The 24,682-nt window shown below is 32.8% G+C and carries 23 protein-coding genes; all 23 read right to left on the bottom strand.

Annotated features, from left to right (window positions below; genetic code table 11):
• Positions 1-5 precede the first annotated feature (5 nt).
• Complete coding sequence (locus LB076_RS05510; RefSeq protein WP_066333973.1) at positions 6-1,295, bottom strand: ABC transporter ATP-binding protein; 1,290 nt, start codon at positions 1,293-1,295, stop codon at positions 6-8.
• A gap of 223 nt (positions 1,296-1,518) precedes the next feature.
• Complete coding sequence (locus LB076_RS05505) at positions 1,519-2,385, bottom strand: ABC transporter permease (RefSeq protein ID WP_066333980.1); 867 nt, start codon at positions 2,383-2,385, stop codon at positions 1,519-1,521.
• 132 nt (positions 2,386-2,517) lie between these two features.
• A complete protein-coding gene (locus LB076_RS05500) occupies positions 2,518-4,485 on the bottom strand; it encodes a polysaccharide biosynthesis protein (RefSeq protein ID WP_078055267.1) in 1,968 nt (655 codons plus the stop codon).
• 102 nt (positions 4,486-4,587) lie between these two features.
• A complete protein-coding gene (rfbA, locus tag LB076_RS05495) occupies positions 4,588-5,457 on the bottom strand; it encodes a glucose-1-phosphate thymidylyltransferase RfbA (protein ID WP_066333983.1) in 870 nt (289 codons plus the stop codon).
• A gap of 20 nt (positions 5,458-5,477) precedes the next feature.
• Positions 5,478-6,524 carry a dTDP-glucose 4,6-dehydratase gene (gene rfbB / locus LB076_RS05490; protein ID WP_066333986.1) on the bottom strand — a complete coding sequence of 349 codons (1,047 nt, stop codon included), beginning with the start codon at positions 6,522-6,524 and terminating at the stop codon, positions 5,478-5,480.
• Positions 6,525-6,593: 69 nt separating this feature from the next.
• Positions 6,594-7,457 (bottom strand): dTDP-4-dehydrorhamnose reductase, encoded by an 864-nt coding sequence (rfbD, locus tag LB076_RS05485; protein WP_066333989.1) that lies wholly within the window; start codon positions 7,455-7,457, stop codon positions 6,594-6,596.
• Entirely contained in the window at positions 7,457-8,005 is a 549-nt protein-coding gene (gene rfbC, locus LB076_RS05480; RefSeq protein ID WP_066334249.1) for a dTDP-4-dehydrorhamnose 3,5-epimerase, read from the bottom strand. Before rfbC ends, rfbD begins: the two co-directional genes overlap by 1 nt.
• A 43-nt stretch (positions 8,006-8,048) precedes the next feature.
• A complete protein-coding gene (locus LB076_RS05475) occupies positions 8,049-9,194 on the bottom strand; it encodes a DegT/DnrJ/EryC1/StrS family aminotransferase (protein ID WP_066333991.1) in 1,146 nt (381 codons plus the stop codon).
• The gene (locus tag LB076_RS05470; RefSeq protein WP_066333994.1) at positions 9,187-9,798 is read right to left on the bottom strand and encodes an acetyltransferase; all 612 of its coding nucleotides are present in this window, start codon (positions 9,796-9,798) and stop codon (positions 9,187-9,189) included. Before LB076_RS05470 ends, LB076_RS05475 begins: the two co-directional genes overlap by 8 nt.
• Before the next feature lies 1 nt (position 9,799).
• Entirely contained in the window at positions 9,800-10,402 is a 603-nt protein-coding gene (locus tag LB076_RS05465) for a sugar transferase (RefSeq protein ID WP_066333999.1), read from the bottom strand.
• On the bottom strand, positions 10,392-10,733 hold the full coding sequence (locus LB076_RS14165; RefSeq protein WP_425598067.1) for an acyltransferase family protein: 342 nt from the start codon (positions 10,731-10,733) through the stop codon (positions 10,392-10,394). The genes LB076_RS05465 and LB076_RS14165 overlap by 11 nt, the downstream gene beginning before the upstream one ends.
• Positions 10,734-10,740: 7 nt before the next feature.
• Positions 10,741-11,538 (bottom strand): acyltransferase family protein, encoded by a 798-nt coding sequence (locus tag LB076_RS05460; protein ID WP_066334000.1) that lies wholly within the window; start codon positions 11,536-11,538, stop codon positions 10,741-10,743.
• Positions 11,531-12,679 carry a glycosyltransferase family 4 protein gene (locus tag LB076_RS05455; protein ID WP_078055268.1) on the bottom strand — a complete coding sequence of 383 codons (1,149 nt, stop codon included), beginning with the start codon at positions 12,677-12,679 and terminating at the stop codon, positions 11,531-11,533. Before LB076_RS05455 ends, LB076_RS05460 begins: the two co-directional genes overlap by 8 nt.
• Positions 12,680-12,706: 27 nt before the next feature.
• Positions 12,707-13,843: a right-handed parallel beta-helix repeat-containing protein gene (locus LB076_RS05450; RefSeq protein WP_066334004.1), complete on the bottom strand. Its 1,137-nt coding sequence runs from the start codon at positions 13,841-13,843 to the stop codon at positions 12,707-12,709.
• Positions 13,827-14,942, bottom strand: coding sequence for a glycosyltransferase (locus LB076_RS05445; RefSeq protein ID WP_066334007.1), 1,116 nt, complete (start codon positions 14,940-14,942; stop codon positions 13,827-13,829). Before LB076_RS05445 ends, LB076_RS05450 begins: the two co-directional genes overlap by 17 nt.
• A complete protein-coding gene (locus LB076_RS05440; protein ID WP_066334010.1) occupies positions 14,935-15,486 on the bottom strand; it encodes an acyltransferase in 552 nt (183 codons plus the stop codon). Before LB076_RS05440 ends, LB076_RS05445 begins: the two co-directional genes overlap by 8 nt.
• Positions 15,483-16,496: a glycosyltransferase family protein gene (locus LB076_RS13615; RefSeq protein WP_078055269.1), complete on the bottom strand. Its 1,014-nt coding sequence runs from the start codon at positions 16,494-16,496 to the stop codon at positions 15,483-15,485. Before LB076_RS13615 ends, LB076_RS05440 begins: the two co-directional genes overlap by 4 nt.
• Positions 16,486-17,676 carry a hypothetical protein gene (locus LB076_RS13825; protein WP_141672823.1) on the bottom strand — a complete coding sequence of 397 codons (1,191 nt, stop codon included), beginning with the start codon at positions 17,674-17,676 and terminating at the stop codon, positions 16,486-16,488. The genes LB076_RS13615 and LB076_RS13825 overlap by 11 nt, the downstream gene beginning before the upstream one ends.
• Positions 17,663-18,178 (bottom strand): LbetaH domain-containing protein, encoded by a 516-nt coding sequence (locus LB076_RS05420; RefSeq protein ID WP_176699278.1) that lies wholly within the window; start codon positions 18,176-18,178, stop codon positions 17,663-17,665. Before LB076_RS05420 ends, LB076_RS13825 begins: the two co-directional genes overlap by 14 nt.
• Before the next feature lie 110 nt (positions 18,179-18,288).
• On the bottom strand, positions 18,289-19,740 hold the full coding sequence (locus LB076_RS05415) for an oligosaccharide flippase family protein (protein WP_078055270.1): 1,452 nt from the start codon (positions 19,738-19,740) through the stop codon (positions 18,289-18,291).
• A gap of 11 nt (positions 19,741-19,751) precedes the next feature.
• On the bottom strand, positions 19,752-21,029 hold the full coding sequence (locus LB076_RS05410) for a nucleotide sugar dehydrogenase (RefSeq protein WP_066334025.1): 1,278 nt from the start codon (positions 21,027-21,029) through the stop codon (positions 19,752-19,754).
• 48 nt (positions 21,030-21,077) lie between these two features.
• Positions 21,078-22,151, bottom strand: coding sequence for a Wzz/FepE/Etk N-terminal domain-containing protein (locus LB076_RS05405; protein WP_066334030.1), 1,074 nt, complete (start codon positions 22,149-22,151; stop codon positions 21,078-21,080).
• 7 nt (positions 22,152-22,158) lie between these two features.
• Entirely contained in the window at positions 22,159-24,552 is a 2,394-nt protein-coding gene (locus LB076_RS05400; RefSeq protein WP_066334032.1) for an SLBB domain-containing protein, read from the bottom strand.
• Positions 24,553-24,682: the final 130 nt, after the last annotated feature.

Genomic DNA, 24,682 nt, shown 5'->3' with positions numbered 1-24,682 from the left:
ATAAATCATATCGTTTGTATGGTTATGTCTTTAGTATATATTGTATTCCAGGCTGGATCTAGTTTTCTTCCAGATCCAAAAACATCTTCTGCAATTATTTTAAACTTTAGGGCATTTTCTAAACATTCGTAATTAGGCCCTGCATCCCCAAAATACAGATTAACCCAGTAATCTCCATTGCCAAATAGCGGAAAATTATCTATGCTTATTTCTGCTTTTCCCAAGCCTTCTTTAACCACAATGCTTTTACCCAAGTGCTTATTATTCAGACCTATGTATGCTATTTGATCCGAATCTTTGATAACGATCCCAATTTCTGCCTCAAAAAAGTCTCTATTGGTTTCAAAATCTAATTTTAGGGTAAACTTTGCCCCCGTATACATCACATCGCTTAATTGATCATTGCAAAAAAGCATTGCCTGATGGATGCCAAAATTATTTTTTTTGTCTTTATGCTTTTTCAAATCATAAACCCCATAGGTTTGGTTTTCTAAATTTTTATAATCCGAAAGATAGTATTCAGAAACCGCTTGTGCAACATTTCCATCAAAGGTTATTTTGCCATGTTCCATCACAATAGCTCTAGTACACAAGCTTTTTACGGCTGCCATATTGTGGCTTACAAACAAAACTGTCCTGCCGCCTTGTTGGGAGATGTCTTGCATTTTGCCAATGGCTTTTTTTTGAAATTCAGCGTCTCCTACGGCCAAAACCTCATCAATAATCAAAATTTCGGGCTCTAAAAATGCCGCTACTGCAAAAGCGAGTCGTACGGTCATTCCGGAACTGTATCTTTTTACGGGCGTATCTATATAGCGCTCACAGCCCGAAAAAGCAATAATTTCTTCTAACTTAGAGGTTATTTCTTTTTTGGTCATTCCTAAAATGGCACCGTTAAGATATATATTTTCTCTACCAGTCATTTCGGCATTAAAGCCAGTACCTACTTCTAGTAACGAAGCTACCCGACCTCCAAATTGTATCCTACCGGTAGTGGGAGTAGTAACACGAGATAGTATTTTTAATAACGTGGATTTGCCAGCACCATTTTTGCCTATGATTCCTAAAACCTCTCCGCGTGCAACCTCAAAGTTAACCCCTTGCAACGCCCATACATAATCACTTTCTGCCTTAGTAGAGCGGTCATTGGTGTCGCCAATTTTTAGATATGGATCTTCTTTGCCTAGCAAGCGGTGCCACCAACGGTTTAGGTCATGGCTAAGTGTGCCGGTACCTACTTGTCCTAGGCGGTATTGTTTGGATAGGTCTTGGGCTCTTAATATAACGTCCTTCATAATAATGCTAGCTGTGGAGTAATGTTCTGGATTGACTACTCTTTTTTTATATTTTAACAAAAGCGGCGTAACTGTAGTCTGATTGTGCCTTGTTTCTAGGCTATGGTACTTTTGCTTTTTTTTTATGGATTATAATGCGATCCATATTCCCAGAATTATCTGGAGATCAACCCCAAAAAAGAGGGGAAATTGCCCGTTTAGCCCGGACATTGCGTACTATAGTTTATACCGTGTCAATAAAGTTTTTTTCGGTAGTATTAAAAACCAATACCCCAAACAAAAATAACACCACGGTGACTACAAGAGTGTATCCTAATCCTGCTATCGAAATTTGTCCTGTGTTTAATAGCATGTACCGCGAACTTTCAATAACATATGCCAACGGATTGTACTGTACCAACCACGCATAATCTGGCATTTTTTGTTGCACTAATGCCATAGGATACACTACCGCCGAAATGTACATCAATAATTGCACTCCAAAACCAATCAAATGCGAGAGGTCTCTGTATTTAGTAACCAAAGACGAAATAAGCATGCCCATGCCTAGTCCAAGAATACCCATCAAAACAACCATAACCGGAAAGGCAAAAATCCAGTAATTCCAGCCAATGGGAGCTCCTTGATTATAATAATAAATATAGAAAAGCAGGAAGATAAAAAATTGTATTCCAAACTTTAACAAATTAGACAACACGATGGATAACGGAACAATAATCCTCGGGAAATATACTTTGCCAAATACGGAGGCATTTTTTTTAAAGGTATCTGCGGTATCGTTAAGACAGGAAGTAAAATAATTCCAAACAACGATCCCTGCCAAATTAAACAAAAATGGAGGTACGGTAGCTGTAGTTATTCCTGCTAGAGTATTAAAAATAATGGTAACCGTTATGGAGGTAAGTAAAGGCTGTATTAAATACCAAAGTGGCCCTAAAATAGTTTGTTTGTAGACCGTAACAAGATCTCTTTGGACAAATAAGGTTAGTAAATCCCGATATTGCCAGATCTCTTTGAAATTCAGTCTAAAAAAATTGTTCTTGGGTGTTATTTCAAACAACCAAGTAGTCGTGTTTTTTGGAGTTTGCATCGGATTTATCAAATAATGGCACGTGTTTTATTCGGGGGCGTGCAAGTGTAATTTATAAAAAGAGGTTCAACGCATTTGTAAACAAAAAAACACAAAGAAAACTTTGTGCTTTTGTATACTTGCCCTTTGGGGCTAGGCGTCTAATTTTTGAAAAGTAGAATTCATGCTCTTGAACTCTGGTACAATTTTTTTCATCTGTCCAACAATAGCACTATTATCAAATAGCTTAGCAATACGTATCAATTTTTCGATCTCAATATGTAAGCTCTCGTATTCATTCAATATTTCTTCGGCAATCATGATTTTGCTGTGGTAAGTAGGGATGGTCTTGGAGGTATCGTTGAGTAGTTCTTCGTATAATTTTTCTCCAGGTCTTAATCCTACTATTTTAATTTCAATTTCTTTTTCGGGAATAAAGCCTGCTAACTTTATCATTTTTTTGGCTAGATCTATTATTTTTACTGGTTTCCCCATGTCAAATATATAAATTTCGCCACCATTGCCCATTGCTCCTGCCTCTAATACTAACTGGCATGCTTCGGGTATGGTCATAAAATAACGGATAATATCCGGATGCGTTATGGTAATTGGCCCTCCATTAGCAATTTGTTTCGTAAACAAAGGCACCACAGAACCGTTAGATCCTAGAACGTTACCAAAGCGGGTCGTAATAAATTTGGTGGCATTCTCTACTCCAGATTGTTTGCTTTTTAATTGTAAAGACTGAACGTATTTTTCGGCTATTCTTTTACTAGCACCCATAACATTACTAGGGTTTACAGCTTTATCGGTAGAGACCATTACAAATTTTTTGACCCCAAAGGCACAGGACAGATCCGCTAGATTTTTAGTTCCTTCTACGTTGGTCTGGATCGCCTGAGATGGGTTTTCTTCCATTAAAGGCACGTGTTTGTATGCTGCCGCATGAAAAACTACCTGAGGCTTATACATACTAAAAACCGGATGCAAGGCTTCTTTATTTCTAACATCGCTAATCACTGTGATTATCTTGGATTTGGATACAATTGCAGCTACCTCCAAACTCAAATTATGCAAAGGAGTTTCGGCTTGGTCTAAAATAATTACTTTTTTAGGATTAAAATGCAGTACCTGCCTTACAATTTCGCTACCTATGGAGCCTGCTGCCCCTGTGATTAAAATGGTTTTATCCTTTAGTTGTTTGGATATTAGTTTACTGTCTAAAACAATCGGATTTCGGTCTAGTAAATCTTCTATTTGAATTCCTTTTACCTTTTGAGAAATTTCTTTTTGGTTTTCCCAATTAGAGATCACCGGTACATTAAATACTTTAAAATTATGCTCTAAACATTGGTCTACCAATATCAATTGCGCCTCTTTTGACAAGCTTTTGTCTGCCATAATTACCGCTACAGCCCCAACGGTACGCATTAAAGTTGGCAGTTTTTTCTTTTGGATCAAAATAGGCAAATCCAGCATGCGTTTGGAGGCATTTTGGTTGTTTTTATCTACAAATCCTACAATTTTAAAACGCGAAGGGGTTTCAAATTTTAAGGCATTGGCTACAGATATTGCGTTGGCATCTGTTCCATAAATAACCGTTCGGATGAGGTTATTGGTAGAATTTTCAGAAACATACAATTCAAAAGATTGTTTTACAATCACTCGGTACAAAAACAGCCCACAAAAAGACAGTACCGTATTGATAAAAAGCCCTGTGTTTAAAACAATTTTGTCCTCATAGGCCACATCAAATAAAAAATTGATCGCTATAAATATTAAAAATACCGAAGATTGCGAAAAAACAATCTTAACGGCATCTACATACGAAGAGTGTCTTATAATGCCAGAATAGGTTCTAAAAACCCAAAAGAAAAATATATTTACAATAAAAAAGCTACATACAAAAAGCACGCTATGGCTGGTCAAAATATATTCAAGCTCCGTTCCTTTAAAAATCAAAAACGTAAATATAAATGCAAAGACTAAAACTAAGGTATCAATTAAAACAATAAGCCATCGAGGGAGATAGCTTAAATTGTTAAAATTTAATCTCAAAAATTTATCAAATACTTTGTCTTTGATCTGTTTTTTGAAATATTTTTTTATATCACTTTCCATGTGTGTTTTTTTTAAAATTGTATTATTAAATACGATACTTTGATGCCAGTTTTTTTAACAAATACGCTTGTTTTTAGACCAACTACAAAAAAATCACTGCCTTTATATCTCGTTCTTTAACAATCCTAGCAGGTACTCTCCGTATCCCGATTTTTGCAAAGGTTCTGCTAGTTTTCGTAACTGTTGGCTGGTGATAAATCCTTGTCTCCAAGCGATCTCTTCTATACATCCTATTTTTAAACCTTGTCGTTCTTCAATAACCTGTACAAACTGTCCTGCTTGCATCAAGCTGTTAAAAGTTCCTGTATCTAGCCAAGCCGTACCTCTGCTTAAAATACCTACTTTTAGTGCTCCTTTTTCAAGATAAACCTTGTTTACGTCTGTAATTTCATATTCTCCACGGGCACTAGGCTTAATATTTTTGGCAATTTCTACTACTGAATTATCATAAAAATACAATCCCGGCACTGCAAAATTTGATTTTGGAACTGCGGGTTTTTCTTCAATAGAGAGTGCTTTTAAATCTGCATCAAATGCCACTACACCATAACGCTCCGGATCCGAAACATGGTATGCAAATACTACGCCTCCTTCTGGTTTTGTATTGGAGCGCAATAGCTCTTGCATATTAGACCCAAAAAAAATATTGTCTCCTAAAACAAGCGCTACGGCATCTTTTCCAATAAATTCTTCGCCAATTACAAAGGCTTGTGCTAAACCGTTAGGTACGGCTTGCTCTGCATAACTAAACTGACATCCAATGGCAGAACCGTCTCCTAATAGTTTTTTAAAATGGGGTAAGTCGTGCGGTGTGGAAATAATTAAAATCTCATGGATTCCGGCCATCATCAAAGTAGACAATGGGTAGTATATCATGGGTTTGTCATAAACCGGCATCATTTGTTTGCTCATCGCTAATGTTAGTGGGTGCAAACGTGTTCCGGATCCTCCTGCTAATATAATTCCTTTCATAATCTTGTGGTTATAGAGTCTTAATTATATTGTTTTTCGTAGTAAGTTGCATACTCCCCAGAGGTAATATTATTTAACCATGTTGGGTTTTCTAAATACCAATTTACAGTTAATTCTAATCCTTGCTCAAAGGTAACCGAAGGTTTCCAACCTAATTCTTTATTGATTTTGGTAGCATCAATTGCGTAACGCAAATCATGTCCAGGACGGTCTTTTACATACGCAATCAATTGTTCGGATGTACCCGCTTTGCGTCCTAATTTTTCGTCCATTATTTTACACAATAACCGTACTAAGTCTATGTTTTGCCACTCATTAAAACCACCAATGTTGTAGGTATCGTGGTTTGTGCCTTGGTGAAAAACCAGATCAATAGCCACAGCATGATCTTCAACAAATAACCAATCTCGGGTATATTTGCCATCCCCATAAACTGGTAAGGGTTTATTATGGATAATGTTATTGATAAACAACGGGATTAATTTTTCAGGAAAATGGTATGGACCGTAGTTGTTAGAACAATTGGTTAAAACATAAGGCAAGCCATAGGTTTCGCCATAAGCTCTTACAAAATGATCGGAGCTTGCCTTGGAGGCAGAATAGGGTGAGTTGGGATCATAAGCCGTGGTTTCGGTAAATAAGCCTTCGGCACCTAAGCTTCCGTACACCTCATCGGTACTGATATGATAAAAGCGTTTTCCTTCCATGTTGTCTTTCCAAATGGTTTTGGCTGCATTTAACAAATTCATGGTTCCTATTACATTGGTTTTGACAAAAGCCAAGGGATCCGTAATGGAACGGTCTACGTGAGATTCTGCCGCTAGATGCACCACCCCATCAAATTGATGGGTTGCAAACAATTGGTCTACAAACGCAGCGTCTACTATATCTCCTTTTATAAAAGTGTAATTTGGAGCGTTTTCTATATCGGTAATGTTTTCTAAATTTCCGGCATAGGTTAATGCATCTAAATTAACTATTTGATAGTCCGGGTATTTCGTAACAAAACGTCTCACTACATGAGATCCAATAAACCCAGCTCCTCCAGTAATTACAATTTTTTTCATTTTTATATTTTTATTTTCTTTATTAAAAAAGAATGGGGCTTTTTTTAAATTATTTTAAAATACGTGCTTTTATTTTTTTGCTTCAATCAAAGCCATCGCTTTTTTTAGGCTTTCTTTATAATGGGGCACTGCTACCCCAAAGGTATGTGCAATTTTGGTTTTATCCAATAGAGAATAAAAAGGTCTTTTGGCGGGTGTGGGATATGCCGAAGATGGTATTCCGGTTATCTTGCAACTAAAACCACCAATTTGTTGTATTGCCAAAGCAAATTCATACCAACTAACCTCTCCTTGATTAGAAAAATTATAAATCCCCGCAACCCATTTAGGACCCGTTAGTATATCCACTATTGCTTGGGCTAAATCGGCTGCATAGGTTGGCGAACCTATTTGGTCTTGCACTACATTTAGACTATCTCTTTCTTGCATCAAGGCAGACATGGTTTTGACAAAATTATTTCCAAAGCTAGAATATACCCAAGAGGTTCTGAGGATTATTGCCTCTGGGTTGTTTTGCAAGCACAATTGCTCTCCTAACAATTTAGTGGCTCCATACACATTTATCGGATTGGTTTGCGCCTCTTCAGTACGAGCAGATGCAGCATTGCCATCAAAAACATAATCGGTAGAAACATGTAGCATTTGCGCTCCATGAGTAGTGGTCCAAGCGGCAAGTACTCCCACTGCCAGATGGTTAACAGTATCTGCCAATTGTTGCTGGGATTCTGCTTTGTCTACTGCCGTAAAAGCGCCACAATTTATGACTATATTTGGCTGGATCGTGGCTAACTGACGCTCCAAAAGAGGCAAATTATCTAAAGTAATTGTAGCTCTATCGGCAAAAACCCATTGGTATTGTGTATACGCTCCAGATAGAAGCTGTAGCTCCCTACCTAACTGTCCTGTTGCGCCTGTGACTAAGATTTTTTTCATTAAAATTGGCTGTTACAGTTTTCAAAACTAGGCAAAATCAAATCTTTGTCCGAAAGTATCGCATCTTTTGCATCCATCCCCCAGTCTATATTTAGGGTTGGATCGTCAAAACGAATTCCTCCTTCGCTTTCTTTGTTATAATAATTATCACATTTATACATCACTGTAGCGGTTGCACTTAGCACCGAAAATCCGTGAGCAAACCCCTGTGGCACCAACAATTGTTTTTTGTTTTCTGAAGACAATAAAATACTAAACGATTTTCCGTAGGTCGGAGAATCTTTTCTTAAATCTACGGCTACATCAATAATTTCTCCATCTAGTACACGGATTAATTTAGTTTGTGCATACGGTGGGTTTTGGTAATGCAATCCTCTAAGGGTGCCTTTTTTAGAAAAAGATTGGTTGTCTTGAACAAAGGTAATTGCAACTCCTTGATTGCTTAGTTTTTCTTTGTTATAGGCTTCAAAAAAATACCCTCTTTCGTCTTCAAAAACGGCAGGTTGCACTACCACTAGATCTTGTATTTCTGTTTTTTCTAGTATCATTTTATTACTATTACTAAAGATTGTTAACGTATTGTTTAAATAATTATTTTGGCTCAAAAAAGCCAAACACCGCTTTTTTAATTCGTTCTCTTTCTAAATCGGTAAGGTTGGAACCAGAGGGCAAGCACAATCCATTTGCAAACAACTGCTCGGAGATCGTGGTTCCGTAGTAAGGATAACTCTCAAAAATTGGCTGCAAATGCATGGGCTTCCATAAGGGACGCGATTCTATATTAGCAGCCTCAAGAGCCAACCGGAGTGCTTCGGCAGTGATGCCCTTATCTACATCTGGAGTGACCACAATGGCACTCAACCAATAATTAGCAAACGAATTGCTCTCTGGTGTGGTAAAAACCGTGACCGCAGCAATATTTTGGAATAAATCTACATAAAATGCGTGCATTTGTCTGCGCAAATTTACATGATGGTCTATAACTTCCATTTGACCTCTACCGATACCTGCGCATATATTGCTCATTCTGTAGTTGTAGCCAATGTGGCTGTGCTGGTAATGCGGTGCAGCATCTCTAGATTGGGTGGCATAAAAAATTGCTTTTTCTTTTAAGTCCTTCGTTTTGGCAACTATGGCACCACCTCCAGAAGTGGTTATAATTTTATTGCCATTAAAAGACAAAACACCAATATCCCCAAAGGTGCCACATTTTTGTTGTTTGTAACTACTCCCTAATGCCTCGGCACTATCCTCTAACACCGGAATTTGATATTTATCCGCAATGGCATGAATTTCATCTACCTTATATGGCACTCCATATAGGTGCACAGCTATAATTGCTTTGGGTTTTTGGGCATTTGCAATACTGGCTACAATGGCTTGTTCTAAAGCTATGGGACAAAGGTTCCAGGTTTCGGGCTCGCTGTCTATAAAAATTGGCGTAGCTCCTAAATACAAAATAGGATTTGCAGATGCCGAAAACGTCATGCTCTGACAAATAACGGTATCTCCTGCTTGTACTCCCAATAAAATTAAACCCAAATGTATGGCTGCTGTCCCAGAGCTCAAGGCTCCAACATGGGCGTTAGCACCTAAATAAGATTCTAAATCTTGTTCTAAACCATTCACATTTGGCCCCAATGGTGCTACCCAATTAGTATCAAAAGCTTCTTGTACATATTTTTGTTCGTTTCCTCCCATGTGTGGGGAAGAAAGCCATATTTTTGAATTATTCATATTCTTTATTATATTTTATTATTCTACCTGGATTGCCTACTACTACTGCATAATCTGGAATGTTTTTGGTTATAACAGCTCCTGCACCAATGGTTACCCACTTACCGATTTTTACTCCTTGAATAACACAAGAACCTATTCCAACATGAGTTCCTTCTTTAATTTCAACATTACCTGCTATAGAAGCATTTGGAGATATATGTACAAAACTTTCTAAAACAGAATCATGTTCAACTATTGCTCCAGTATTAATGATACAATGTTTGTTTATTATTACATCCGGGTTTATGATAGATCCAGCCATAATAACTGTGCCTTCTCCAATTTTTACACTTGAGGCTACTATTGCTTTGGGATGTGTTAAAACAGGAGATTTTAATTTATATAACTGACTGATTTTTTTTCTGATATAATTATTCCCAATTGCAATAAATAAAGAATCCGTAGCCTTAAATTTAACACTGTCCGGTTTTATTACATTACTATTAACTAATGTATTATTTTTTGGATTATCGTCTAATATTGCGTCTATCTTTTGTTTATTTTCATTTTCAATAATATCAATTATTACTTTACAATGACCGCTTGCTCCAAATAAATACATTTTAATTTCCTTTAAATGCTTCGGTGGTTACTTGACCTTGCATGTTTATACCCTCGCTTACAAATACTTTTTTAATGGTTAAAAAAAATATTTTTGTGTCTAATTTTAAACTTATATGTTGGGTGTACCATACATCGTATTCAAATTTTTTATCCCAAGATATGGCGTTGCGCCCATTGACTTGTGCCCAACCAGTAATTCCGGGTTTTACATCATGTCTCTTTTTTTGAAAATCGTTATATAAAGGCACGTATTGTGGCAATAACGGCCTTGGACCTATCAAACTCATATCTCCTTTTAGCACATTTACTAATTGCGGAATTTCGTCTAATGAGGTTTTGCGAACAAAAACACCAATTTTAGTAAGACGTGCTGCATCTGGTAATAAATTACCGTCAGGGTCTTTTTTGTCATTCATGGTTTTGAACTTAATAATTTTAAAGATCACTCCGTTTAATCCAGGTCTTAATTGAAAAAAGAATGGTTTTCCTTGGTTTGCAAAATATAGTCCTATAGTTACTATCCCTAAAACTGGGCTTAAGACTATCAATCCTATTAAAGCAGCACAGAGATCGATTATTCTTTTAAAGAATTTAATGTACATCAGATATATCATTTGTTGATTTAATAACCGAAAACTTATGTTTAAGTTTTAAAAAATTCTTTTCAAATTTATAATAACTTAAATGTGATACTAATAGTGTAAATAAAATAGTCAATATAAAAATGCCAAATGTATAAATTAATTCGTTTGAGCTATAAATTTCATTAATAGTTAAAAATCTAGATAATACTAAAATAATCAATGGATGGTACACATATATCCCAAATGATAGTTTACCCAAATATGACATAGCTTTATTTTCTAAATTAACAACTCTATTTTCAACCTTAATTTGACCTATTATGATAATAAAGGTAATTAGCTCAACAATAAAAATTTCAATAATTGAATTCAGAAATTGAATTCAGAAATTGAAAAACATTAATAACTAACAAGAACATTATTGCCCATGCAATCAATTGAACTATTTTAGAGTTTAAATATTTAACAATTACATTCTCTTTAAAAAACAAATAAGCTCCTAAAGCGCCAAACATCATACAGTCAAACCTATTTACGACAGATATAAGTGCGGGTATAGAAAAAGGTTTTATGTACCAAATAAAAATTCTGAAGAAAGCAAATACAAATATTACTATAGATAATTTTTTAATAAATTTATTTTTAATTAAAAATAAAAATAAAAAAGGCCAAAACAAGTAAAATTGCTCTTCTACAGAAATAGACCATAAATGACCCATAGCTGGATAAGTGGCATTATTTATAAAAGGAATATTTGCAAAAAAAGTTAAGTACAAAAGTAGATTGAAGTCAAATTTAAAAAATGAAAATATTGTAATTAAAACTAAAAAAATATACAAATAGTATAAAGGCCAAATTCGCAAAGCTCTTCTAATATAAAAATCTTTTATTCTTATAGCTCCAGTCTTTTCATATTCTTTTAATAACAAAAAAGTGATCAAAAAACCACTCAGTACAAAAAACATTGTCACGCCGTGTTCTCCTAATACCCAGCTTTTTTGAATTCCTTTTTCGTTAAAACCAAATAATGAAATTGTTTTGACACCAAAATTTTGCAAACTTAAATTAATATGAGAAAGTAAAACTCCTATTGCAGCAATAGTCCTTAATCCATTTAATCCTGATAAAAAAATTGGTTTATTTATTTTATCCATTTTTCTCTAAACTTTTATATTCCTGTAATAATGCTTCCCAAACTACTTTTTGTTCATAGTTATCAACGATCTTTTTTCGAGCTTTTTCTTTCAATTTATTATATACAAATGGTTCTTCAATAATTTTTTTCATTGCCTCCTGAATTGCATTTGCATCTTTAACTGGTATGATGAATCCATTCTCGCCTTCAGTAATAATTTCGTTGCATCCATTAATATCCGAAACAATTGAAGGCAAACCCATAGCTCCTGCTTGCATAACAACATTAGGAAACCCTTCTCTATAACTGGGAAAAACAAGAACATTAGCAATAGCAAAATAAGGGCGTACATCCTGTTGATATCCAACAGGTATAATTGTATTATTTTTATTAATTTGAATTAATGTTTCTGGTAACAAAGGGTCCAGATCATTCTCAAAACCTCCAACTAAAAGTAATTTTACATGTTGATAGTCTGAACTTAAAATTTTAAAAGCTTGTATTAATTCATTCAATCCTTTATCTGACACTAGTCTACCTACAAAAATAAACACAAAATCATTTTCTAATATACCTAATTCTTCTTTATTAATACTAATGTTTTGAACAGCTTCTCTACTAAAATGACTAGTATTTATTCCGTTAGAACTACCATTTGCTATTACTTTCAATTTTGTAGGTTTACAAAATTTTTCATTAAGAATTATTTCTTTTAAACCGAATGAATTAGGGTAAATCATAGTTGCACAACTATAAGTGATTTTTTCAACAAAATTTAAAAGCTTTCTTTTGTAACCTTTTGCTTCAAGCAAAGGCAATCCTGCAATAGTATGTAGTCTATTAGGCACACCCGCTAACTTTGCCGCAAGCATACCCACGGTGCCTGCTTTTGGGGTATGTGTATGTACAATCAATGGTTTTTGTTTTTTAAAAATTCGAAATAAATTATAAACTGCTATAATATCTTTAATTGGAGATATTACCCTAGTCATCCGTACCGGTATAACAGTAATTCCTTCATCTATACTTACTTCTTTTAATTCAGAACCATTTGAAGATATCCCAATAACTTGGTAATAATTAGACATGAATTTACATTGCCCTTTCAATAATATCCTTAATGAAACCGGTACCGTTGTTATACGTATTAGTTTTTTCATTGCTAATTTAAGTTTGATTAATTCGTGTTATTTGAATTTAACCCAATCAAAATTTTTATATTTAAATTTTAAAACGTTCATTTTTGCTTTACTTGTATTCTTATTGTCAATGATACTATTAATAAAATTAATTTTTATTTGATCATTTTTTAAATCATAATATTGAATCGCATCAATCTTATTTTTTTTCCAAATTGAATTATTAATATTGATAACCCCCTTAACACTATTTCTTACTGAAGAATCTTCTGAATCAAGTGACATACCTATCCCAAAACCAGATTGATCATCCATATGATTATCAATATTAATTGAAACATCTTTTGTTGCAGTTCCGTAAAAATTATTTAAAGCCACTAAAATGCCTCTATTTTTATTATTGAAAGTTATAGCATCAATAATGTTTATATTTTGCAATTCTTCTTTATTGCTGTTTGGTTCAACATCAATTCCAGCCATTGGATTAATACCATTTGTATTTGTTATTAATGGGCTAATTATCCGTAAATTAATTGCAGATATTACCGAAATTCCATTTCTCCTATTATTATCTAAAAAGGCATTTTTTATAACAATATTTTTGTTTACACCTTTTCCTGTTCCAATATATATACCATCCCCCCAACAATTTGATATGTTTGGATTATATATGTTCACTTCCTCACTTCCTCTAATAGATATCCCCATACCCCATTCGCCTTTTGTGCCAATATGAGCATCTCTTTCTCCTATAATTGTTGGAGCATATAATGAAACATCTTTTATGTTATGAATTCTTAAAACTTCATAACCAACTTCTTCATTGCCTAATAGAAATAATTTTGATTTTTTACCAAAAAATAGTGTACTATTGCTTCTTAACGTGAGTCCCTTACTATTTATCAATAATGGGAAATCTGGAAAAACAACGCAGCTATTTTTATCAATTACATCTTGTATAATTGTCGTGTAATCCACTTTGCCTGTAACGTCATAATTTTTAGGCAAAGCTTGCTTTAATTGAAACGCTTTTGCCTTTAAGATATTCATTTCAGAGCTAATAATTACTTTTGAAGTTTTATTTGTATTTTTATAGATTAAAGGAACTCTTTGTTTAATAAAACTCTGGCTATTACAACTTACCTGTAGTAACAATAAAATGTAAAAATTAAAGATTAATTTCATTTAAAATGTTTTTTAAATATTCATCACTATCTCTTTTACTTAAAATTTTATCAAATAAAAATCTATTTCTTAAAACACAATTATTCAAACTCATTTTTAGAGCATCCGAAATACCTTCTACATCTGTCGTAACCGCTAAGATAATACCCGGAATATCTTTGATACCCCCTGCACAATCAGTAGAAATCACATTTATATTCTGAGACATCATTTGTAAAAGCACATTTGGAAACCCTTCTATTCTTGAGGAAACAATGCAAACGTCTGCTTTTTTAAAGAATGGATAAACATTAGTCTGAAATCCCAATAAAAAAACATTATCATTTAAGTTGGCATCATTTATTTGCGCTTGCAGTGTATCTCTATCAGGTCCATCGCCTAAAATATAGAGACAAATATTGGGACTGTATGTGTCAATTAATACCTTAACACTATCAATTAAAATATCAAACCCTTTTTCATGAATCAAACGGCCTGCTGTAACAATAATTTTATTTATTTTTTGTTTGTCATCAAATACATCAACATTATTTGAGGACAACTTTGCAATTGAGTTTAAATCAATTGGATTGTCCATCACTTTAATTTGGGTTCTGCTCTCTAGGTAAGGTAAATTTGCAACTAATTGATCTTTCATGAAGTTAGTTTGACAAATTAAAAGATCTATTTTCCTGTAACCAATCCAATATAATAACTCATAACTTTTTTTCTTAAAACCTGAAAATCTTTTAAATACTGAAGTTGATTCTCTACATACTACCCTATCAATATTTAAAAACCGTAATGAATTTAACACACCTACTAAAGATGTACAAGCTATATGTGATGTTAGGGCTAACTTATAATGTTTTCGACTAAACAACATCTTAAAGAAAAATTTTATGAACCCTAATTTTTCATTACCATTATCTAAAATAAAGTACTTTACATTTTCAATTTCATTCCAACCACCATTTTTAAAGTAATTTAAAAAATAGACATCAATTAAATAATCTTTCTTTACTAATGCTTTAACAATCATCAATAAAACTTGCTCGGCTCCTCCTAATTTATTATTAGGCAGGACGATTAAAACCTTGCTATTAACAAATTTATCCATCAATTGTTATATATTGCTTACTACTTTCATCAACCACTTTATTTATTCTGTTTTTATACGATAAAGAGAAATCCATATTTTCTTTAGAAACATAATTTTCTAAAACATTTTTTTCATAATCTTCATAAAGACCTAATATTTTAACTGGATTACCTCCAACAATAACGCCTTTAGGGATTGATTTAGTAACAATTGTACCAGCAGCTATAACAACCTTATCTTCTATTATAACACCTGGCATAATAACTGAATTTACACCAATAAAAACATTATTCCCAATTTTAACCTTTTTATATAAAAAGCGCCTCCCTTTTTCATCATTAAAAAGCCAAGTACTACCATCATGTGTCAAAATTTTAACACCATGTGTAATAGTAACATTATTACCTATTTCAATCAACCAGGGTTCAGTCCCAAATTCTTTCGTAATAATACGACAATTATTACCTACAATAACACCTTTAAACCTAGCGTAAGCAGATCCACTCATATATAATTGGCAAAATATGTCTTTTAATTTTCTGTACACCTTAGCTACTATCATATTACTTCATTAAAACTTTTATAGATCTTTTTTGCAACAACATTAACGTCAAAGTGATTTAAAACAACATTATAACCGTTCAATGCGAATTTTTCATGCATTGTTTTTGATTGAATAATTTCTTCAATAGCATTAACCCATTCACTATTATTAGTAACTCCAAGACCTATTTCTCCTAATTTCAAAACATCATTATTCATACCTACTGCGGAAACTACAACTGGTAATTTTCCTGCCATATAACATAGCATTTTATAACTACACTTACCCTTTGTCTGATCATTATCAGGCAAAGGCATAATACCTAAATCTGAATTCTTAATAGAGCTAAATTCTATTTCTTCTGTCCAATATGAAAATTCAAAATCATCCTTTTCTAAGAACTTAAAAACTGGTGGTGCATTAGATACAATTTTAATTTTAACAAAATCATATTTATCAACAATAATTTTTAAAGCTTGCTCCATTTCGTAAACAAATGGATAACCTGAACTAGTACCAGTCCATAAAATATAGAACGTGTTACTACTATATACTTTTGCAATTGCGTCGTACTTAGAAACATCAACAGAGGTAGGGATAACATCTATATTAGCATTAAAATTTGAAAAATAATCTGCTAGAAAATCATTTCCACAAATCATTCTATCAGCTCTATCAGCAATTTTTTGAGCAAAAAAACCATTGTTTTTTAAGAAAATAGCATCGTCAACATCAAAGATTAATGGTTTTTTTAAAAATCGTTCAAAAGTATAATGTTTTGAAAACATAACCTTTTGTAACCATGTTACATCAGCCTCTGGTTGACGCATTACTTTAAATGTGTTTTCACTAATATTATCAAAAGCCCACTTAAGTTGATCTATTTTATTTGGAGGAGGAAAAGCTCCGGCTTTAGAATAAATTTCATTTACTATAACATTTTCATTTTCAAGATAGGGTATAAGTTGTCTAACTCTATAACGAGCACTTGGAGCAAGAAAACCTGTGGTGTATGCATTAACTTTCATTGGATGTTCTTTCTAAATGATTACTATATACTACATAAAATGGAATAAAATATAAAAGTCTAACATATATTAAGACAGGGTACCCTATTTCAAAGAGTAGTATGAAAAAGATAAAGAAGTTAGCCTCTCTATTGTTGAAAAGATTGTTTTTTATTAAAGATATGAAACCAAAGTAAACACCAAACAGTAAAAAAATTGAACCTCGAAGGAAATAGAGAATAAAACCTGAATCACTATAGTATAATTTATCTGAATAAGTAAGACCTAACGGGGAAAAGGGGTGACTTAATATATAGTCCATCGTAACTTGTAATGGTGAAGCTGATGAATAACGACCTTGCAGTCCGTTTTTATCACTAGAAAGGATCACCGAAATATCAAAATTATTTAGAAAAACAATTAAAGTATCATCTACGAATGTAAAATATATGATGATAGCAATAATAATTAAAGTAAAGTAACCCAAACTAGACTTATTAGATTTAAACAATTTAAATAAAATAAATAATGAAAAAGAAATAAAAACTAATGCACTATTTGACCTAATGAACAACAACAATAGTAAAAATATAATTGCAGTTAGTAAATAAATATTTTTTTTCAAACTTTTATATGCTTTAATATTTAAGTAGAAAAAAAGAAAAAGAAATAGTGCAGCAATAGAATGCGTTGCAAAAGTAGTAACTGGCTTAAGACCGGACAGCATATTAGGCAATAAAGCGTCGTATCCCGCAGTATAATAATCCAAGATAAAATTTACGATAGGGATAATTCTAAAAATTATTCCAATACCTAAAGTAATTACTAAATAACTACAAATTAAAAAGAAGAGATTAATACTCTTGTTAACCTGTATACTCTTAAGATCCAGAAAAAAAAGACAACTTAGGAATAAAAAATTTGGATAAATTCCAAATGAATAATTTTTAATTAAAAAGCTAGCTGGAATCGTGAAAAAAAATAAAGAACCATTAACTAATAAGAATAAAATTAAAGAAGACTTAGTTATTCTTTTTTTTAAGAAAAAAGTGCAAATTATAAACAATATTGCAAAAGCAATGAATGAAAATTTAACACTCATGATTCCTTTTGATGACGTTGGAAAAAAAACCCCTACAAACAACAATAATGAAAAAACATACGTATTTAACCTTTTAGATTTTTCACTACTCACTAACATTATTTATTTTTAAAATTTTTATAACTTTTGCGGGTATACCAGCGGCTATGGCATATTCAGGAATATCTTTAGTAACTACAGAGTTGGCTCCTATTATTGCATTTCTTCCAATAGAGACATTAGATAAAATAGAGACATTTTGACCTACCCACACATTCTCAGCAATTGAAATACTCCCTTTTGAGTCTAATTTCCTTAAAGCTGGCGGCGTTTCAATATCTTTAAAAAATTTATCCCCATGTGAATGATCCGAAATAAATACGTTACTAGCAATCAAAACATTATTACCAATAGATATGTTATCAATAGCTACAATTTGGCAATTCGGATTTATAACCACATTATCTCCTATATTAATGTGAGGACTATATGTAAATCCATTATATTTATCAATGGCTTGAATTCTAAAATTTTTACCACTTGTAAAATTTTTACCAATTTTAATATTTTTAAAGCCTTGGATTTTAATTGGGTATTGAAAGCGAGCCAGTTCTTTTTCCATGTTCAACTTTGAAGACAACGAAATAGAAAGCAAATAATTTCGTAAAGAATTAATCTTTATAGAAACATTATAACCAAATAGATTCGATAAAATTTTAAATAAATACATCATTAAGGCCTATTAAAATATTTTAAAATATAATTGATCATATTTTTATTTAATAAAACGGCCATAAATAAAAACACTAAAACTCCTGAAATGAGTTTAAAAGCCAGCCATTTAATACTTGAAACATTTCCAAAATACTTCATAACCAACAACATACATAATGCCGAAATAATTATTTTCATGATTGGTTTAAAATATATAGGTATGAATATAATTTTTCTAGTAACAAAATAAGTTGTTACAACTGCAATTGTACTTGTAACTAAACTACACCACACTGCTGCTATATACCCATATCTTGGAACAAAAATAAGATTTAAAGCAATATTGATAATTGTCACAACTAATAATATTATCATTTGAAATTTGGTTTCTTTTTTCAAATAAAAAAAAAGATCCAGATAAAAACTTTTTATACCCAATATAAATGCATTGATCGATATTATTGGTAAAAAAAGAACATCTAATTGTGAGAATTTATTACCCAACACTAAATGTATCAAATCAACAGATGTAGCGCAAAAAATAATCACAATAGGTAGCGCTATAAAAAAAATCATTAATAACGATTTATTCATATGTGAGTGCAATGTTTTAGTATTTCCTTGTTCTGTAAATAATTTCATCGCAATTGGAAAAGCTGAAGTTGCCGCTATTGAAATAAACACCCCAATAGTCTGTTGACTAAAGTCATAGCCCAAAGAAAACAAACCCGTTTCTTCAACACTTCGAAAATGATTAATAATAAAACGATTTGAATATGATAAAAAAAAGCTTAATCCTGCTGAAGCAGATAATGGCAAACTGTAATAAGTTATTTTTTTTAATAAATCTTTATCAATAGTAAATTTTAATTTGCTTTTTGGAAATTTAATTTTAAATAAAGAATAAATGGTAGAAAATAAAAAACTCGCTATTGCTCCAATGATTAAACTTAAATAACCAAATCCAAAATAAACAAGTAGTACACTAACAAATACTGCAAAAAAAGCTCTAATGAAATTAGCCCACATATAATTAGTAGGTTTAAGCTCTGTAATAAAAATTTGGGTAAATAATGTAAAAACATACTGCAAAACTACTAATATGCCTACATATAAAATAAAGTCTCTATTAATTTTAACATTAGGGAAAAACGGTAAGAATATATAGAAAAATAAACATACAAAAATAAAAATGAGAATAGCTATTCTCATTTTATTTTTTACGAACAAAAGGAATACATCTCGCTCATCATTAGCGATATATTCTGGCAGAAAGCGAGACATTCCAAAACGAAACCAATCAAAACAAACAATATTAATAATACCTACAACACTTATAATAAGGGAATAGACCCCATAATCTTCAGGGCTTAAATTTTTGGAATAGTATAATATTGCTAAAAAAGAGAGTATCCCTGGAAGACCTTTACTTAAAAAGTATATAAAAGTATGTTTAACAAATGTGTTCAATTATTAATCAATTAAAGTTTACCATCAACTTTGAAATTAGAAACCCCCTTTACATCATAAATAATACTATTTTCTTTTTTCAAAATATTTACATCTAAATCTAAAAACTCCTTGTGAGCTACACCCAGTACAACTGCATCAAATTTTTCATTAGGAAGATTAGTAGTAGTCTTTAATTGATATTCGTGCATTACTTCTGTTGGATTTGCCCAAGGATCGTATATAGTAACTTTGATACCATAATCAACTAGAGCAGCAATAACATCTACAATTTTAGTATTACGTACATCTGGGCAATTCTCTTTGAAAGTAATTCCTAACATTAATAAACTTGAATTATTAATTGCGATACCTTTTTTAATCATTATTTTAACAACTTGGGACGCTACATATTCTCCCATACTGTCATTTAAACGTCGACCCGCCAGAATAATTTCAGGATGGTATCCAAATTCTTGAGCTCTTTGTGCAAGATAGTATGGATCTACACCTATACAATGTCCTCCAACTAATCCTGGCTTAAAAGGTAAAAAGTTCCATTTTGTACCTGCTGCTTCTAATACGGCATGTGTATCAATATCCATTAAGTTGAAAATTTTAGCTAACTCGTTAACGAAAGCAATATTTATATCGCGTTGTGAATTCTCAATGACTTTAGCAGCTTCTGCAACCTTAATAGTAGGAGCTAAATGAGTCCCTGCCGTAATCACAGACTTGTACAAATTATCAACTATTTTACCAACTTCTGGTGTAGATCCAGCAGTTACTTTTAATATTTTTTCTACAGTATGTTCTTTGTCCCCTGGATTGATTCTTTCAGGAGAATAACCCGCAAAGAAGTCAACATTAAATTTTAAACCTGACACACGCTCTAAAACAGGTACACATTCATCTTCGGTAACTCCGGGATATACTGTTGATTCATAAATAACAATATCTCCCTTTTTAAGCACCTTACCTACGGTTTCACTAGACTTGTATAATGGTGTCAAATCAGGCCTGTTATTCTTGTCAACTGGGGTAGGAACTGTAACAATATAATAGTTGCAATCAGCTATATCCTCCAACTTAGACGAACATAGTAATCCATTTGAAATAGTATTAAAACTATCAACAAGTACCTCTTGTAAAACAGTATCAGAAACCTCTAAAGTAGTATCTGTTCCTGAACGTAAACTAGCTATTCTGTTTGCATTAATATCAAAACCAACAACCTTAAATTTAGTTGCAAATAATCTTGCAAGTGGCAATCCTACATATCCTAGACCAATTATGGCAATTTTTTTCATATTTATTATTTTCTAAAATTTTACTGGTTTTCTTAAACCATAGATTAATTATTGTAATTGTTTTAAAAATTGTTTAATCACTAATGTTAAAACGGTCAAAAAACCAAAAAACATACCTCCTAGTAAAACGCCCTTTACTATACCAAATTTTTCTTTTGGCAAAGGCAAGATAGGTTTATCTATGACTTGAATTAAAGGAGTGTCTTTTCGAAGTGTAACCTTTGCTAATTCAGTTTGCTTAACCAACTCTGTTAAAATAGCGGTATTAGCCTGAACATCTACCTGTCTGCGAGCAGATGGTACTCTTTTTACATTAAGTGCAGGATTCAAGTTAAAAGTATTGTCATTAGCAACAGCAACACCTGTAATCGCTCCATTTAAAGCACGTCTAATAGAATCCGTTTGATGCTCTAAAATCAGCATATTTTCTCGTGATTTTTTGCTTTTAGTATCAATATAAAAGTTTGACACTTGCTTAACTAAACCTTCGGTAAACATTTTAGAAAAAAGTTCATTAGTAGAAGATACATCAATATTAATTATTGATACTTTGATATCTTTCTGCTCAACATTCAAACTGTTTTTAGACAAATTGTTAAAAATTTCCCCAAAAATACTGTCTTGTACCCTACTAAATTGCTCCTTATTGTTTTTGCGCTGAAAACTGATTTTACTTAGTTGAGCATTTTTATTCCACTTTTCTCTCCAGCCTTGATCTTGAATATACATTTCTGCCAATGAAATTTCTTTCCCATTAACAACAACATTACTTAATAACGTTTTCTCTACCATAGCACGAGACTTAAACAACTCCATTAAGTTTGAACCAGAGAAAACACTACCACCACCTCCTCCTAAATTAACACCTAAAGAACTTGCTAAACCCAGTGCACTTCCTAAACCACCTCCTGATTTATCATCTTCAACTACAAATGTAAGCGTTGCTGTGTAAACCGGTTTTTTTATAAGAGAATAAGTTACTCCTAATACAGAACCTATAGCAGCTGCAAACAAAATTATTTTCCATTTTGAAAGTAAAAATGTATACCACTCCTTTCCTTTTTCAAGGAGTTCCTTTAACGAAATTTCATCATTAAAATTTTGTTTTATGTCTTTACTCATTTCTATTTTATCTTAAAATTGCAATAATTACCCCTGCCAAACTTGCCAAAACTCCTGCAATACTCACAAACTCTCCGGTGCTTAATTTTCTAACTTCTGGTTTTTCGGGCACTACAATTTGTGATCCTGCTAGAACCTTAGGAGTGCTTCGGATAAACAAAAAAGATTTGGACACTGCTGCTTTTCCGTTAGGATATATGATATAGGCTTTTCTTTTCCAACCTTTGGCATCTACTCCTCCTACGGCATCTAGATAGTATTTAAAGCTTTTGCCTTTGCTATAGGGCATCTCCGAATTTAACAACACATTTCCGGTTACTTTTATACTTTCATTGTAAGAAGACACAACAATTTCGTCCCCTTCAAACAACCGAATATTAGAAGAACTGTTTCTATTCTTGACAATGCTTTCCCAATTGATGGGTATTGTGGCGTATTTTAATTTGTTTTTTAATCGATTGGTTAATTCGTCTTTAAGGCTATCGGATGCCGCTACATTGGCTATGGCTTCAATTTGTTCTTCTTTTATAAGACGTTTTATTCTTACTCCATTTATATCGGCAGTCTTTTTTAAACCTCCTGCTCTTACTATCATGTTGTAAATTTTTTCTTCTTTTAATGCCAATACATAATTACCTTGGTAGGTAACTTCGCCACTTACGGTTACGGTTTGTGGTTTTTCATAAACGGCTAATTTTCTAACATTGATTACGTCAAATGGCTCTAAAATAAAATCCTTTGTTTGTTCGTTGTTGTCGGGTGTAATTTCAATATTGAATAATTTTATTCGAGCATCACTTGCTGCATCAATGCTTTCGGCCTTGAGCATGCGCGCAATTTCTACTCGTTTTGAGGCAGATCCAGTTAGTCCTCCAGATTCTATGATTACATCATTGAGGGATAATCCTTCAAAATAATTGTAAGTCCCTGGTTTTTGAATTTCTCCGTTTATGGTTATTTTATATTCTTCTTTAAAATCTAAAACCGAATAGATGGTAACGAGGTCTTCGCGCTTTAGGGGCTGATTTGCTGTAGCTTCTCCAGATAAAGCAGCCTTTAGATCTACGTTAATTATTTCGGTGGTGAGGTCTTCTTTGAGACGAATAATACGTGCTCGGTTGGTATAGGCATCTTCTTTTAGTCCTTCTGCCAGGGCGATCAGATCCGTGATTTGCATGCCTTCTGTAAAGGAATAAAAATCCGGCCTAAACACGGCACCAGTTATTTTAATTCTGTTTTCAAATCGATCTAAAATTTTAGTTACTTTAAAAACATCTCCAGATTGTGGTAAATAATTTTTAAATTCACTTTGAGCAATATCTTTTACTTTAAACTCTTTGCTTGTTTTTTGCACTACATTTACAGAAGCCGTATAAGCCGATTCTGAGAAACCAGATGCAAAAGAAACCAAATTAGCAAAATGTTCTCCTTTTTTTAACTCAAAAATCCCAGGGCGTTTTACTTCGCCTTCTATAGTAACTCTGGTGCTATATGCCGGAATACGGATTACGTCATTGTCTTTCAGACTTACATTACTAGATTGGTCTCCTTTGACCAAAAAGTCGTAGATATCAATATATTTATAAACTTTGTTGTTCCGAATAAGTTCTATATTACGGTAGCTTCCGTTTTTGGAAGGTCCTCCCGCCACATGCAACGCATTATAAACCGATGCCAGTGAGGATACAGAATAATTTCCGGGTTGTTTGGCGCCCACTATAGTGACCTTAATGGTCCGTATTTGTGCCAAACTTATGCTTACCTTAGATTGTCCAGAGGATACGGTGCTGTATACGCCTGCTATGGCATTTTTAATTTTTTGGGTGGCTGCTTCAATAGTCATTCCGGCTACAGATAGTTGCCCGACATAATCCACTGCAATTTTGCCTTCTGCAGTAACTAAAGCATTGGCAGAATATTGCTGCACGCCATATATGCTTATTTGTAATTCATCTCCTGGGCCTAAAACATAATTAACTGGGGTTGCTAATTGTAAATCCGGCGAAAAATTTAAGGTAGGGTTAGAGAAAAGTTCGGACCCAAAAACCAACGTATTTAAAGTATCTTTTACAATAGAGTTGGTTATGGCTATTTGTTTTCTGCCAGAACTCGATGCACTAGATTTTTCGGAGGCTGTTTTTGGTGCATTTGCTGCTATTTTACTCTTTAGTTTTATAAACTCGCTGGCACTCATACCCTTGGAGAGCAACATCGGCTCTGCTTGATCTATAGTAAGGTTGTTGCTTTGAAGCTGAGCTTGAATTTTAACAATATCTGCTTCCGAAAGTTGGTCTACACTTACGGTACTCAAATCTTTTGCTTGTAGTATATTTTGTGCTTTTATTTGGTACGAAACCATAAAAACGGTACAAAAGAGGAAAGCAAAAATTATTTTTTTCATAATTATCTTTTATTTTTTTATATATCCGCAAACGCTTTGGTATAGCTCCGCTGTAGTAAATCCCATTTTGGAGATGGGTTATACTAATTTTTTTGTTTTTTTGATCTAAAACGAAAACGAAGGTAACCGA

It is taken from the genome of Flavobacterium crassostreae, from assembly GCF_001831475.1.
Lineage (GTDB): Bacteria > Bacteroidota > Bacteroidia > Flavobacteriales > Flavobacteriaceae > Flavobacterium > Flavobacterium crassostreae.
The sequence above is the reverse complement of the archived record's forward strand: the minus strand, read 5'-3'. Positions and strand labels throughout refer to the sequence as shown.

Excerpts from the sequence above, each read along its gene's own strand:
- LB076_RS13825 (WP_141672823.1), bottom strand. The coding sequence starts at position 17,676 with ATGTTAGTGAGTAGTGAAAAATCTAAAAGGTTAAATACGTATGTTTTT.
- LB076_RS13615 (WP_078055269.1), bottom strand. The coding sequence starts at position 16,496 with ATGAAAGTTAATGCATACACCACAGGTTTTCTTGCTCCAAGTGCTCGT.
- LB076_RS05410 (WP_066334025.1), bottom strand. The coding sequence starts at position 21,029 with ATGAAAAAAATTGCCATAATTGGTCTAGGATATGTAGGATTGCCACTT.
- rfbB (WP_066333986.1), bottom strand. The coding sequence starts at position 6,524 with ATGAAAAAAATTGTAATTACTGGAGGAGCTGGGTTTATTGGATCTCAT.
- LB076_RS05510 (WP_066333973.1), bottom strand. The coding sequence starts at position 1,295 with ATGAAGGACGTTATATTAAGAGCCCAAGACCTATCCAAACAATACCGC.
- LB076_RS05400 (WP_066334032.1), bottom strand. The coding sequence starts at position 24,552 with ATGAAAAAAATAATTTTTGCTTTCCTCTTTTGTACCGTTTTTATGGTT.
- LB076_RS05500 (WP_078055267.1), bottom strand. The coding sequence starts at position 4,485 with ATGGAAAGTGATATAAAAAAATATTTCAAAAAACAGATCAAAGACAAA.
- LB076_RS05465 (WP_066333999.1), bottom strand. The coding sequence starts at position 10,402 with ATGTACATTAAATTCTTTAAAAGAATAATCGATCTCTGTGCTGCTTTA.
- LB076_RS05450 (WP_066334004.1), bottom strand. The coding sequence starts at position 13,843 with ATGAAATTAATCTTTAATTTTTACATTTTATTGTTACTACAGGTAAGT.
- LB076_RS05420 (WP_176699278.1), bottom strand. The coding sequence starts at position 18,178 with ATGGAAAAAGAACTGGCTCGCTTTCAATACCCAATTAAAATCCAAGGC.
- rfbD (WP_066333989.1), bottom strand. The coding sequence starts at position 7,457 with ATGAAAAAAATCTTAGTCACAGGCGCAACAGGACAGTTAGGTAGGGAG.
- rfbC (WP_066334249.1), bottom strand. The coding sequence starts at position 8,005 with ATGATACTAGAAAAAACAGAAATACAAGATCTAGTGGTAGTGCAACCT.
- LB076_RS05445 (WP_066334007.1), bottom strand. The coding sequence starts at position 14,942 with ATGGATAAATTTGTTAATAGCAAGGTTTTAATCGTCCTGCCTAATAAT.
- LB076_RS05405 (WP_066334030.1), bottom strand. The coding sequence starts at position 22,151 with ATGAGTAAAGACATAAAACAAAATTTTAATGATGAAATTTCGTTAAAG.
- rfbA (WP_066333983.1), bottom strand. The coding sequence starts at position 5,457 with ATGAAAGGAATTATATTAGCAGGAGGATCCGGAACACGTTTGCACCCA.
- LB076_RS05455 (WP_078055268.1), bottom strand. The coding sequence starts at position 12,679 with ATGAAAAAACTAATACGTATAACAACGGTACCGGTTTCATTAAGGATA.
- LB076_RS05475 (WP_066333991.1), bottom strand. The coding sequence starts at position 9,194 with ATGAATAATTCAAAAATATGGCTTTCTTCCCCACACATGGGAGGAAAC.
- LB076_RS05460 (WP_066334000.1), bottom strand. The coding sequence starts at position 11,538 with ATGGATAAAATAAATAAACCAATTTTTTTATCAGGATTAAATGGATTA.
- LB076_RS05505 (WP_066333980.1), bottom strand. The coding sequence starts at position 2,385 with ATGCAAACTCCAAAAAACACGACTACTTGGTTGTTTGAAATAACACCC.
- LB076_RS05470 (WP_066333994.1), bottom strand. The coding sequence starts at position 9,798 with ATGTATTTATTTGGAGCAAGCGGTCATTGTAAAGTAATAATTGATATT.
- LB076_RS05440 (WP_066334010.1), bottom strand. The coding sequence starts at position 15,486 with ATGATAGTAGCTAAGGTGTACAGAAAATTAAAAGACATATTTTGCCAA.